This window comes from Bacillus sp. BD59S, from assembly GCF_007363175.1.
Taxonomy (GTDB): Bacteria; Bacillota; Bacilli; order Bacillales; family Bacillaceae_G; genus Bacillus_A; species Bacillus_A pacificus.
The window spans coordinates 1,829,841-1,843,288 of record NZ_CP034686.1 but is presented as its reverse complement, the minus strand read 5'-3'; the positions used below and the strand labels follow the sequence as shown (position 1 = coordinate 1,843,288).

The 13,448-nt window shown below is 34.4% G+C and carries 15 protein-coding genes; 2 read left to right on the top strand and 13 right to left on the bottom strand.

What is annotated here, in order from left to right:
* Positions 1-10 precede the first annotated feature (10 nt).
* Complete coding sequence (gene cls / locus EKQ63_RS11525; RefSeq protein ID WP_140421225.1) at positions 11-1,195, bottom strand: cardiolipin synthase; 1,185 nt, start codon at positions 1,193-1,195, stop codon at positions 11-13.
* A gap of 160 nt (positions 1,196-1,355) precedes the next feature.
* Here cls and EKQ63_RS11520 point away from each other — a divergent pair, with 160 nt between their 5' ends.
* On the top strand, positions 1,356-1,442 hold the full coding sequence (locus EKQ63_RS11520; RefSeq protein WP_000505094.1) for a YjcZ family sporulation protein: 87 nt from the start codon (positions 1,356-1,358) through the stop codon (positions 1,440-1,442).
* 126 nt (positions 1,443-1,568) lie between these two features.
* Here the strand turns inward: EKQ63_RS11520 and EKQ63_RS11515 are convergent, their stop codons facing one another.
* From EKQ63_RS11515 to cotH, 8 genes are all read right to left on the bottom strand, one after another.
* Entirely contained in the window at positions 1,569-2,075 is a 507-nt protein-coding gene (locus EKQ63_RS11515; RefSeq protein ID WP_000141171.1) for an acyl-CoA thioesterase, read from the bottom strand.
* Positions 2,076-2,194: 119 nt separating this feature from the next.
* A complete protein-coding gene (locus tag EKQ63_RS11510) occupies positions 2,195-3,070 on the bottom strand; it encodes a TIGR03943 family putative permease subunit (RefSeq protein ID WP_143881045.1) in 876 nt (291 codons plus the stop codon).
* A gap of 3 nt (positions 3,071-3,073) precedes the next feature.
* On the bottom strand, positions 3,074-3,970 hold the full coding sequence (locus tag EKQ63_RS11505; protein ID WP_000418724.1) for a permease: 897 nt from the start codon (positions 3,968-3,970) through the stop codon (positions 3,074-3,076).
* 198 nt (positions 3,971-4,168) lie between these two features.
* Positions 4,169-5,110 (bottom strand): magnesium transporter CorA family protein, encoded by a 942-nt coding sequence (locus EKQ63_RS11500; protein WP_000932390.1) that lies wholly within the window; start codon positions 5,108-5,110, stop codon positions 4,169-4,171.
* Between the two features lie 184 nt (positions 5,111-5,294).
* Positions 5,295-6,674 carry a putative polysaccharide biosynthesis protein gene (locus tag EKQ63_RS11495; RefSeq protein WP_087952816.1) on the bottom strand — a complete coding sequence of 460 codons (1,380 nt, stop codon included), beginning with the start codon at positions 6,672-6,674 and terminating at the stop codon, positions 5,295-5,297.
* A 97-nt stretch (positions 6,675-6,771) separates the two neighbouring features.
* Complete coding sequence (locus tag EKQ63_RS11490; RefSeq protein ID WP_087952818.1) at positions 6,772-7,374, bottom strand: undecaprenyl phosphate transporter UptA; 603 nt, start codon at positions 7,372-7,374, stop codon at positions 6,772-6,774.
* Between the two features lie 104 nt (positions 7,375-7,478).
* Positions 7,479-8,096, bottom strand: coding sequence for an NUDIX hydrolase N-terminal domain-containing protein (locus EKQ63_RS11485; protein WP_087952820.1), 618 nt, complete (start codon positions 8,094-8,096; stop codon positions 7,479-7,481).
* A 106-nt stretch (positions 8,097-8,202) separates the two neighbouring features.
* Positions 8,203-9,279: a spore coat protein CotH gene (cotH, locus tag EKQ63_RS11480; protein ID WP_087953069.1), complete on the bottom strand. Its 1,077-nt coding sequence runs from the start codon at positions 9,277-9,279 to the stop codon at positions 8,203-8,205.
* Between the two features lie 181 nt (positions 9,280-9,460).
* Between cotH and exsB the strand changes: the two genes are divergently transcribed.
* A complete protein-coding gene (gene exsB / locus EKQ63_RS11475; protein WP_029439421.1) occupies positions 9,461-10,039 on the top strand; it encodes an exosporium protein ExsB in 579 nt (192 codons plus the stop codon).
* Between the two features lie 55 nt (positions 10,040-10,094).
* Here exsB and EKQ63_RS11470 read toward each other — a convergent pair whose 3' ends face one another.
* From EKQ63_RS11470 to EKQ63_RS11455, 4 genes are read right to left on the bottom strand one after another with little or no spacing between them, the layout of a single operon-like run.
* A complete protein-coding gene (locus EKQ63_RS11470; RefSeq protein WP_087994533.1) occupies positions 10,095-10,706 on the bottom strand; it encodes a phosphoserine phosphatase 1 in 612 nt (203 codons plus the stop codon).
* A 13-nt stretch (positions 10,707-10,719) separates the two neighbouring features.
* Entirely contained in the window at positions 10,720-11,265 is a 546-nt protein-coding gene (locus EKQ63_RS11465; protein WP_087994532.1) for a short-chain dehydrogenase, read from the bottom strand.
* Between the two features lie 14 nt (positions 11,266-11,279).
* Positions 11,280-11,696 carry a FosBx1 family fosfomycin resistance bacillithiol transferase gene (fosB, locus tag EKQ63_RS11460; RefSeq protein WP_087952825.1) on the bottom strand — a complete coding sequence of 139 codons (417 nt, stop codon included), beginning with the start codon at positions 11,694-11,696 and terminating at the stop codon, positions 11,280-11,282.
* Positions 11,697-11,754: 58 nt separating this feature from the next.
* Positions 11,755-13,416: a peptide ABC transporter substrate-binding protein gene (locus tag EKQ63_RS11455; RefSeq protein WP_087994531.1), complete on the bottom strand. Its 1,662-nt coding sequence runs from the start codon at positions 13,414-13,416 to the stop codon at positions 11,755-11,757.
* Between the last annotated feature and the right edge of the window lie 32 nt (positions 13,417-13,448).

The window sequence follows — 13,448 nt, the reverse complement described above, 5'->3', positions numbered from 1 at the left end:
TGTCTATATGCTATAAATATGATGCTATAACATTTGCTATTCTTGCTAAAAACCAATCCCATTTACTAATTTTCTCAAAATCTTCTTCCGAAAATCTTTTTGATTTATGGAAGTCTTCTTTTAGTCGATCCCATACGTCAGCAACAACTGTTTTATCATATACGACACAGTTAGATTCACAATTTAAATAAAAACTTCTATTATCAAAATTCGCTGTGCCTATATCAACAATTTCTCCATCAATGATTGTTACTTTCCCGTGAAAAAAACCATTCCGATATTGATAGATCTCCGCTCCAGCATGGTTCATCTCTCTCAAATACGGGTAGGCAGCTTGTTTTAACAATACTGCATCACTTTTAAATGGTACGAGAATTTTCACATTGACACCGCGGTTTAATGCACCTTTTAACGCTTTCATCATTTCTTTACTTGGTACAAAATATGGCGTAGCAATAATTAAAGACTTTTTAGCCTGCTTTATAAGCGCTCCATATTTTTCCCATAAACCTTTTCCGTCTGAAAATAAATATTGGTATTTTACATTCCCAATTGCAGGTAGACTTTCATGTACAGGCATTTTTTCTCCCGTATCTTCTTTCCAGTCAGCTGCAAATTTTCTTTCCATATCCGTGGCACCATTCCCCTTAACTCGTACATGATAATCACGCCACGGGCCAAATTTCGGATCTTGTCCAAGGTATTCCTTTCCGATGTTAAAGCCGCCGATATATGATACTTTTCCGTCTATCGTAACAATTCGTCTATGGTTTCGCTGATGCAACGAATAGAATAAATGTTTCAATTTAGGTTTTTTACTAAACGTAAACTGGACACCATTGCTTTGTAGTTGACGAATTATCTTTTTCTTCAGCTTATATCCACCTATTCGATCGACTGACAAATTCACTTCTACTCCGCTAGATGCCTTTTTCTCGAGCAACTGCAAAAACTCTTTGCTTATTTCATCTTTACCTACAATATAAAAATGGATATATATGTACTTCTCCGCATTACGTATATCCTCAAATAATTTCGTATATAACTCTTCACCGTTCGTATACAGTTGAAATTCACCTAAACGAACTTGTCCTACTTCATATTCACTAGCCATTTTTTTCCCCATTTCCACATCGATGTTCATCCAAATGAATACACCTATTACACAAAGGATTACAACGAAAAAGTGTTTCATGGATATTTTCCTTTCTCCACTTACTGTTATTTCTATATCTTCCCTTTTTTAATACAATATCATTCAAGAAAATATGTCATTGCATGATATATGTCCATATCAAACGATAGCTCATTTGCATATTGTATGTTGTATCTTAAAATAAAAGGAGGAAATAACAATGGGCTTCGCACATGGTAATGGATTCGCGCTATTAGTCGTATTATTTATCCTCTTAATCATCGTCGGTGCTGCTTGCTTCTGCTAAGTAGTTACAGTCATATGATATGTGGATGAAAAAACTATAAAAGCGGACACCTATTTTTAGGTGTCCGCTTTTCATATGAAAAACATTTCAGTCCGTTATAATACCTTTAACGACTTAATATTCAACTTAAAAAGTTAGTAATGTGGCTACTTTCTTACTCTCCGCCTTACGTATATGACGTTGTTCTGCACGCAATACAGCAATGCGATGTAATTCTTTCTCTTCTTCTGTTTCAGGAATTACTCGAGGAACTGGAACTGGATTGTTCTCCTTACTAAGTGCAACAAAAGTAACAAATGACGTTGCTGCGATGCGCTTCTCACCTGAAATTAAATCTTCCGCTACTACCTTCACAAATACTTCCATAGACGTTCTACCCGTCCAAATTACAAAGGATTCATAACTCACACAATCGGTAGAACGAACAGGATGTAAAAAATCTACCCAATCCATAGATGCTGTGACGCATTCTTTTCTTGCATGCCTCGTTGCTGAAATAGAAGCAACCATATCCATCTCGGCTAATATCTTTCCACCAAATAACGTATTATGATCATTTAAATCTGTTGGAAATACTCGGCTCGTTTTGAACACCCTTGATTCATTGGCTGTTTTCCCCTTTACTTCTGTCATTGTTATCACCCCTTTAATGATGTATCCCTAATATCTCAATCATCACTATACTAAATGAACTACACGTTTAATATTAACAACATTCAGAACTCTTAGTCCATAAAAAAGAACCGATGTTATCAATCGGCTCCTCTAAATACATATTGCTCTTTCGGTTGTTCAACTTTATTCCATTTCGTTACTTCTAAAACAGGAATGTTCGCATGGAATGGCTGATAAAATTCCGTTGATATTTCTCCTTCAACTTGAATCCAATCATCATTGTTCCATTCTACTCCTTCTGGCTTTTTCACTAACATACCATATACACCAGAATCCGCTACACAATGTATAATACCGAAACGGAATAAGAAATATTGTTCTTTTTTAGAAGAATCATCTTTGAAAACAAACCCTTTAAAAGATAATTTCTTCCCAGTAAACTCGCCAGGATAATTATAAATTGTTTCCATCCCTTTTAAGAAATCTTCATCTTTTAAAGCAATACTATCTTTCATAACAAACTCTTTTTTCCCTTTTTCCATTACACCACGATATCCTTCTTTCCCGTAATAAATGCTCGTATCAGGTCTTAGAAATTGCCTTGTCATAAATGGATCTTTACTTTCTGCTTGTGCTACTGGAAAATGAAACCCTTTCGCCTTAACAATATCTGAATCTAACGTTGCAATTGGGAAAAACAAACCTGAGACTATCGGAAAACAAAACAATGTGTACGAAAATGCTTTTTTCCACCAAGTATTTTCATCTTTCGAATGATCATGCCCGCAATGGCTATGATCACAACCACAATTGTGCTGTTCTCTTTCTTTTTCTTTTTGATGTTCTTTTTGGAAAACGATTATAATTTGAACAACAGTTAAAAAACCTAATATAATAGCTGCTGTTTTTGATAAGTAGGCATACTTCATATTAATGTACTTCGTAATATTACCTGAAATATGAAGCTGCGCGATTAAGATTGTAAAACCTAATAATATATATGCTCGAAACATAACCTACCACCCCATCGCATAAATGAGTAGTGAGCTTGCATAAACAACAAGTGTAACTGTAACTGTAACGACAATTACAAATTTTGTTTTAAATGTCGCAAGCATCATAAACATATTTTTAATATCCACCATCGGTCCGTATACGAGGAACGCGACAAGTGATGCTGTTGAAAATGTACTTTGGAATGAAGAAGCAATAAATGCATCCGCTTCTGAACAAAGTGATAAAATATAAGCAAGTCCCATCATAACAGCTGGTGAAGAAAACGGCCCTTGTCCTATAGCAAGCAGTGTTGAAGTTTGTACGAACGTTTGAACTGCAGCTGCAATTAACGCACCTAATACTAAATATTTTCCCATCGAGAAAAATTCCTCAACAGCATGCGTACATACATCCCACATTTTTTTACGTAATGGACGCTTATGATTCACTTCTGGGAAGTGGTCATCTCGTAATTGATGTTCTTTAAACATAAATGATAATATAATTCCAACGATAATTGCTACGATAATCGCTACAATAGAACGATACCATACCATGTGCATACTACTTCCAAAGGCAACGTATGTTGCAAATAATACGACTGGATTAATAATTGGTCCTGTTAACATAAATGCAATCCCAGCATATGGCGGAACCCCTTTTCCGATTAATCGTCTTACAATCGGAACGATTCCACATTCACAGCCCGGAAACATCATCCCTAAAAAAGTAGCCATTAAAACAGACAGAAATCGGTTTTTCGGCATCCATTTTGCTACCATATCTTCTGTAACAAACATTTGAATGAATCCTGAAATAAATACACCAATGAGCACAAAAGGAAGTGCTTCGATCAATATGGAGATAAAGATTGTATTCATTTGCAGGAATGCTTTCGGTAATTGAAACAATTCCATGATGTATTTCCTCCAACTTTTCATTAACAATATGTAATTTTAACCCTATTTCATTAATTGAACAAGACTTATACGAAATTCCCCTCTATCATATACATTACATTTCCTAAGCTATATTCTATTCAAAACTTTCGATTTCATAGCAAAAAAGCTGCTCTAGCGCAGTTATATAACTATGCTAGAGCAGCTTTCTTATCGTTAAAAGTAACGTTTCTTCCAAAAAACAAATGCTAATGTGAAAGATAGTGTTACACATATTATAAGTACAATTACAAAACCGTGCGCTTCCCCTTCAAATGGAACTTTTACGTTCATTCCAAAGAAACTAGAAACCATCGTTGGTAACGATAAAATGATTGTAATAGACGTTAACAGTTTCATAACACTATTTAAGTTATTTGATATAACGGAACTAAAAGTATTCATCATTCCACTTAAAATGTGACTATATATTTCCGCCATTTCAATAGCCTGTTTATTTTCAATTAATACATCTTCTAATAAATCTTGATCGTCTTCATACATTTTTAAAAATGTACTGTTACGCATTAACTTTTGAATTACGATTTTATTCGCCTTTAATGATGTTGTAAAGTAAACTAAACTTTTTTCAAGACCTAGCAATGTGAAAATCTCTTTATTTTTCATCGACTGATTTAATTGATGCTCTAAATCAATTGTTTTTCTGTTAATTTGCTTTAAGTATCTTAAATAATAAGTAGAAATCGTATATAAGAGCTGAAGTGCAAATCGTGTCTTTTTAAACGTATAAAATTCTTTAATACGTTGATTAATAAAACGTTCAAATATTGGGTTTTCCTCTAAACAAATTGTCACAAAACAATCTGGCATAACAATCATACCTATTGGAATCGTGTCATAAATCGAATTTCCTTCTTCATCATGTCTAACTGTTGGAATATCCACGATTATTAAAGTATTACTGTCTTCCTTTTCAATACGAGAACGTTCTTCGTCATCTAAAGGGTCTTTAATGAAATCTAAGTCTACATTTAAAGTTTGTACTAGATATTGAATTTCTTCTTCCGTTGGATGAAGTACATTAATCCAGCAACCCTTTTGCATTTCCTCAATCTCTTGTAGTTTTCCGTTTCGGTCTGTTAAATAAATATTTAACATACTATCACCCCGATTCTTTTTACATGTAGGAATCTACCTCTCTTACATAACAGTTTTTGAACCGCCATTCTCAGCATATGAAACATACGTTTAAATTTCAATAGAAAAATTATTTTGAAAACGTTTTTACAAGAAAAATATTTTAAACAAAGAAAAAGACAGAGCGCTCTCTGCCTTAAAAAGCTTATGTTGCCTTTATAACATATTTAGAAAGCATCCACAAGTTAAAGCCAACTGAAATCGTGTAACCAGCGTATGTTGAAATAATAAAACTTACATAATCGAAATACGGAAGCAATACAATATTTAAAACTATCTTTACAATAATGCCAATCACTAACCCTAGCACCGTTTTTTGTTGCTGATTGATTCCTTGCAGCATCGCAGCTGTTACTGTAAAAAGCGAAAATAGTATACAGGCAGGAGCGTAATACTGTAAAATAACACTTCCCATCTCTGGATCATTTCCGGCACCGAATAAAAGAGTATATACCGGTTTTGCTAACATCATCATTCCAATCGCCGCTGGTACCGTAATACCTACTACTAATAGATTCGTCCTCGTAAAATGTTTGTACAGTAACTTCACATTTCCTACTGTATAAGCTTTTGTCATCTCAGGTACGAGTGACATACTAAAAGCAGTCGCAACGGAAACTGGGATAAGTACAACCATCTGAACAAGTCCAATTATTGCATTAATCTTCTCTGCTTCTCCTTGCATATATCCCATTTGTATAAGCAATTTATTAATTGTAAATGTGTCAATCGTCTGATATAACGGAATTGCTAAACCAACCACAACAAATGGTATTGAATATGTAAAGAGCTCCTTATAGAGTGAGAAAAAAGATTTCGTTGTTTGTGGTATACTTGCCATTTCTTTTTTCTTTAAGTGCTTTCTCCTCCTTATGTAATACGCACTTAAAACAGTTAGTCCGCCTATCGCTCCCATAAAAGCACCGAATGTTGAAATACCAACAGCTAGTGAGATAGAAGCTTTTAAAATATATATAACGACAAAGCTTCCTATCAAGATGGTTAATACCCGAAAAAATTGCTCTACAACTACACTTAGAGCAGAAGGCCCCATCGATTGGAACCCTTGAAAAAAGCCCCTTAATAAACTCATGACTGGTACAAGTATTAACGCAAAACTTACAATTTGAATATTAGTAGTGACCGCCGCTATACTATTCCCCGTTTGATCCTTTCCATCGATTACAAGTTTAGCCAAATGCGGAGCTAGCATATACAACGTAAAACATGAAATAATTCCCATTATAAACATAAAAACAATTCCACTTTTCAGCACCCTCTTAACCGTATGGTAATCATTTAGTTGATCATATTTTGATACCATCTTCGAAACGGCAAGTGGTAGTCCCATCGTCGCAATGCTAAGCATAATTGTATATGGACGATAAGCATATGTGTATAAAACGTAACCACTCGTACCGACCATAGCTGTAAATGGTATAACATATATAAACCCTAACATTTTAGATATCATCGTTGCCATTGTTAAAAATATCGTTCCACGTATAAACGGTGATCCTTTCATCACATTCCCCCGCTACACTTTATTATTACACATTATGGACAACTCTTTTTTTTTAGAACCGAAACAAGTAAAAAAAGCCAATGAAAAATCATTGACTTTAACGCGCTGCTTTTTTCTTTTTGAAATACTTTAAACCGAAGTATAAAGCAACGAAGAGAATCGCTCCTATAATTATGTAATGTGTGTAATCAGATGCATATTCTTTAATATGTCGCCAATTTCCACCAAGCTTTTCACCTAAATATATAAATAGTATTGACCACGGAATAATCGCAACTACTGTATACAGTGTGAATAGTTTTAATGGCATCTTAGCTAATCCTGCTGGAATAGAAATTGCATGACGTACGACTGGGATAAAACGTGCCGAAAAGATTACTCCTGCTCCGTAACGCTTAAACCAATTTTCTGCTATGTCTAAATGGTGTTTATTAATAAGCAGATATTTCCCATATTTCTCTACAACTGGACGTCCTCCGTAGTATCCAAGCCAGTATAAAAAAATCTGTGCTAGCGTACCACCGATCGTTCCTGCAATAACAGCACCAACAAAACTAATTTTCTCCTCTGCCACTAAAAAACCGGCATATGAAAGTACAATTTCACTTGGGATAATTTCAATCATTAAACCGAGCGCTACCCCAAAATAACCTAAACTTGCAAAGAACTGCAATAACTGATCTATTATGCTTGCTAACATTTTATTTTCTATCTCCTTTTTTCTTCACATACCATCCCATTATTACATAAAGGTTGCATTCTGCCAATATCTTCATGCCGATAATATCACCGACATATGCATTATTAATCTATTACTATTTCTTTCTGAGGTTCTTTTATGTAGGCAAACATTTCTCTAATTTGCTCTTCTGTATTTCTAGCAATCGATAAATTAGGCAATTCATCCTCACAAAAAAACTCCACATCATCTGTTTCAATACTAGTTTTCTTTTCACCACCAATAATTTTACATCCAATAAAAATTTTATATACATGCGTTGCTGAAGGCGATGGTTGATGTTTTTCTTTATCAAATATAGCGAGTAGCTTAAAATCATCTACTTCAAACCCTGTCTCCTCTAAAACTTCTTTTGCTGCTACTTCTGTCGGCGTATAACCGATATCAGCCCACCCACCTGGCAATGCCCATTTCCCATCACTTTTTTCTTTCACAAATAATAACTTTTCATTTTGAAAAACAACTGCTCTTATATCAACTTTAGGTGTTTGATAGCCTGTCTCGCTTGCAAATAACTTCTCTACAACTTCCCAATCTGTCTTAGTGTAATGTGACATCATCGAAATAGAAATATCCCGTAATTGTTGGAAACGTTCTATATCATACACATCCTTAGAATACGTTAAACCCGCTTGAGCTATAGATTGTATTTGTTTTGCCCACTCAATCCATTTTATCGTCATGTTTCCAACATCCCCATTCTTTATTAAGTACATATTACGTCAATTCTACCAATTCATCTTTATTATACAAAAAAAGAGATTGATAATGTTCCAATCTCTTTCAAAATTAATCCAATTCATGTAAATGATCTTGTATATACTTTCTTCTTTTATTTATATATTCCTCAATCATATCAGCTTCTTGATCAAATGTTTCTAATTTTTCTTTCATATATGGATCTTGTAGTAAATAAGGCCGAATCGACTCACACAAACTTTCTACTTTCGGCATCATAAATGAAACGGTAAATTGTTCTTCTAATATTTCTTCCAAAATACCTCGGTATTGCTTTCTAAATACAGGTATATCTAACAATCTTGCACTTAACGTGTTATAACCTTGAATACGAATATATTCATGATTAAGTGGTCTCCCTTGTACATCTCGCCCCCAAGTCGCATCATAATCCCACGGTATCACTTCAAATAAATTTGTTTCATCATTATGATATAGTGCATAGTTATGAACGAAACCATCAAAGTTTTGTGTAAAAATAACGCCAGCTAACCATCGTAAATATTTATCAACATGCAAAAACTTTCCAATTTCTTTTTCATAAGATTCCCTCGACAAAGCGTTCGCTTGAAATACAAATTCACTCAGCTGTTCTTCACTATTTTTATTCGAATATTTAAATTCATAACCTGCAAAAAGCACGGTCTTAACATCTTTATCTCTCTCACTCATTAAAGAAAAATTCGCATCATCATCTATCGCATAATAAATAGAACCACTCGGTAATCCTCTATTTTTCAAAAAGTTTTCATCAACTGATTCTAACTGTAAATATACACCTTGAATTTGACCATTAATTTTTATAAACACATGTTGTGATTTCGGTGAAAGTACACCAATATCATGAAAAAAGTCTAAAGATAATTTATTTCGTATGAGAGACGGATCCATAAACTCAGAATTTAAATGAATCTCTTTCGCACCTTGAAATTTTTTTGGTTTATAAAACATAACATGATAAGACTTTTTCTCAAATTCACGAATATGAGCACCCCGGTATACGATATCAATATCATACTTCTTTTTACCATACGTTAATTTTGCTGGCACTGGACTGTCTGACCAAATGTCTTTTTTCAATTCCACTAGGTTCATTGGATGAATAAAAAAATCATATGAAGGTAGCATATTTCCACATCCCTTCTCAGTTCTCTTCATTCAATGTATGCACCTCGTCTTGTCCATACATCCGCTATCAACTATTTATATAAAATTACACTCTTGTCCTGTTCAGAAAGATACCTCCATACATATCCTGTTAAGGAAAAAGAATACCTTTTCAACTAAATACATGATAAGGAGGATTTCTATGAAACGTGATATTAGAAAAGCGGTTGAAGAAATCAAAAGTGCTGGGATGGAGGATTTCTTACACCAAGATCCAAGTACTTTTGAATGCGATGATGATAAATTCACTCATCATAATTGTACAACTGGATGTAAATGTACAACTGGGGGTAAATGCCCAAGAACAAGATGTACTCGCGTGAAACATTGTACGTTCGTTACAAAATGTACGCATGTAAAAAAATGGACATTTGTTACAAAATGTACTCGTGTACGCGTTCAAAAATGGACGTTCGTTACGAAAGTGACGCGTAGAAAAGAATGCGTTTTAGTTACAAAACGTACTCGCAGAAAACATTGTACATTCATTACAAAATGCATACGCTTTGAAAAGAAATTTTTCTGGACAAAAAGAAGTTTCTGTAAAAAATGCGAATTCTTCCCTAACAGACACGGTCACTCTTGCGATGATTCATGCGATCATGGTAGAGACTGTCACGATGACGGGCATAAGTGGAATGATTGCAAAGGCGGACATAAATTCCCATCTTGCAAACACAAGAAATTTGATCACTTCTGGTATAAAAAACGTAATTGCTAGTTTTTGTACCTACAAAAAAAGGCCGTTTTGCGGCCTTTTTTACGTTTATCCCACTTTATTGAAAATGACTTATATCTGCAAATTGCTTCACTTCACCTTTATCTTCTTCAAATTCTATTATACTTAGACTAGCACTATGCATAAATGGATCATCCCACACATTTTCTATTTCAATACCCGCAAAATGTCCTACAAGTAGTTTTGCCGCTGCCGCATGGGAGACAATTAATATACTTTCTCCTTTATGCTTTTCTAAAAGAATCTGTATCCCCTCAATTACCCTTTTATGAACAGCCTCAAAATTTTCTCCTGATGTTGACTGAAAAAGATGTGGCTCATACCAAAATAACTGTATGTCGTCTGGATATTGCCTTTCTATATCATCGACTGTCTGTCCTTCCCATATACCCATGTTAATTTCATAGAAATGCTCATCCGCGATTATCGGTATATCACGTTCGCCCTTAATTAACTCTGCAGTATGAAGAGTTCTTTCACTCGGACTACTATAGATCGCATCGATAGATAAATCTTTCATTCGATCTCCCAATTGCTTAGCTTGCAACATACCGTTTTTAGTTAAAGCAGAATTTTTCCGTCCTTGCATTCGCTTCGCTACATTCCATTCCGTCTCACCGTGCCTCGTCACATATACAGTTGTTTTCATTTGCCATTCCCCCTTACCATGTTGGCCGCAATTCCCACGGCTCTACTCGCCCTACAATCCATTCATTACATTTACTTTCAATTCCTTTTATTACTCCATCCGATATTTCTTCATGAGTAAGCCATCTTCCGTATGTATCTTCTAATATAAAACCTAATATTATTCTATGATAGCTACATCGCGTACCACCTATTTTTTGTGAGGCTATTCTCGACGCTTTACTGCCTAAAATATGAAAAACGTTGTATGTTTTAGACGACAAGTCTAATTCTCTACAAATAAGTGATAACGCATCCTTTGCACTTGAGTGTATCCATGCGACAACTAATGTTATTGGGCCATTCCTCCCAATTGTGTTTTTAATAGCTACCTTTACATCGTCATCATTATGATAATCTAACGGAAGGCATGTGATATTTTCTGGTATAGCACTCTCTCGTTTAACATTTTCTAATTTCACTTCATCTCTTCCAATAATAGAAACATGAAACTCTTGCTCACAAAGCCACATAAACACCCTCTTTAGCATTCCTGTTCCACCAATTACTAGCGCATGCAACTTTCTTTGCCCCCTTAGTAAAACGTCATATGAGGTTTATCTTCCCTATAATAATTAAGCCTGTCTTGCAATGTCCCTGAATGAAATTCAAACTTATGCCCGTCTGGGTCAACAAAATAGATAGATTCACAATCCCTTACATCACGTTCTCTTCCTTTTAAAATATGAACATCATTTTCTTCTAATCGCTGCTGTAGACGTTCAAAGTCTTTCTGTTCAACAGAAAACGCAATATGCGTATAAGATTGATGAATCTCATTTCTTGGAATATGTATTTCTTCATTAAGCGCTATCCATACTCCACATATATTAAAATATGCAAGTTTTCTTCCTCTAACTAATAATTCTCCTTCCAATACTTTTTCGTAAAATGTAATAGAATCTTCTAAATTAGATACTGAAAAACAAAGATGATTGATTCCTTTTAACAACTATAATTCCTCCTATACAAATAAAAGATGAGCGAAAATTCACTCATCTTTTATTATACTATTTTTTTGTAATATATGCCCATTTATAACTGAAGTCCCCACCAAACGTATGATTTGCAATACCTTTTACGTATGGTTTCTCTAAGTATGCGGTACTTTGTTGATACGTAGGAGAAATGGCAGCATCTTGACCAATTAAGATTTTTTCCGCTTCTGCAAGTGCATTCCAGCGTGCTTTATCATCTTTTAATAGTTCTCCTTTTGATTTCGCTACTAACTCATCATACTTCGGATTAGAATAATCCATTTCATTAAATGAGCTTCCAGTAACAAACATATCAATATAAGTCATTGGATCTGGATAATCTGGACTCCATGCAGATAAAGAGAATTCATATTCAAATTTCTTTTCTAAATCTAACTTCTGTTTATATGGCTGCTGTTTTAAATTCACTTTAATACCAGGTAAGTTTTTCTCTAACTCTTCTTTAATAAAGTCTCCTACTTTTTTACGACTACCGTTATCATCATTTAGTAATTCGACTGTAATTGTATCTTGGCCAAGTTCTTTCTTTGCTTCTTCCCATAATTTTTTCGCTTTTGCTGCATTATCTTGACTGTCACGGAAATTTTTATTTACAGTACGGAAATCTTTCCCATCTGGTCCTGTCGTAAATTTTTCAGGTACTAAGAAATATGCTGGCAATGATCCGTCATTTAAAATAACATTTGCAATTCCTTTTTTATCATATGCCAGGTCAATCGCTTCACGAACTTTTTGATTTTTAAACGTTGCATTTTTTTGGTTAAATCGTAAGAAATACATACGTGGATCTAACTTCGTTTTAAATTCATCTGGCTTATTCTTTTTATATTTATCAACAAATTCAGAAGTTAAAATAACACGGTCCGCTTGATCACTATCATATAAATTTACTCCTGTGCTTGTTTCCTTCACAATATTCACATTAATTTCTTCTAACTTCACAGTATCTTTATCCCAATAATTAGGGTTTTTCTTTAACTGATAACTTCTTTCATGTTTCCATTCACTCATCGTAAACGGTCCATTATATAATAATTTATCTGCTTCTAATCCGTATTTATCTCCTTGTTCTTTCACATATTTTTCATTTAAAGGGAAGAATGTTGGGAATGAAGTAAGCTCAAGGAAATATGGTGCTGGTTGTTCTAATTCTACTACTAACGTTTTATCATCCTTCGCTTTCACTCCTAATTGATCTAACGGTAACTCTCCTTTATTTACTTTCTGTGCATTTTTCACATCAAATAAAATAAATGCATACTCAGCTGCCGTTGCTTTATCTAATGTACGTTGCCATGCATATACAAAATCTTGTGCTCGAACTGGATCACCATTTGACCATTTCGCATCACGTAATTCAAATGTATATGTCTTTTTATCTTCACTAACTTTCACGTCTTTTGCCATACCTGGAGTTGGTTTATTATCCTTATCCAAACGATATAATCCTTCCATTGCATTTACAAAGGCACGGAATGATACAGAGTCTGTTGACTTTGACGTATCCATTGAAGGAATTTCTGCTGTTTCTAGTAAGTTTAATACTTGCTTATCTGCTGCCCCCTTACCTGCTTCTTTCTTCGTTGTAGATGCCTTCTCCCCATTTCCGCAACCTGCAACTAATACACTAGTCGATAATGCAACTGCAGCAATCGTTGTTACCTTTCTCTTCATTGTTCCTTCCCCCAATCTATATGTATAAATGA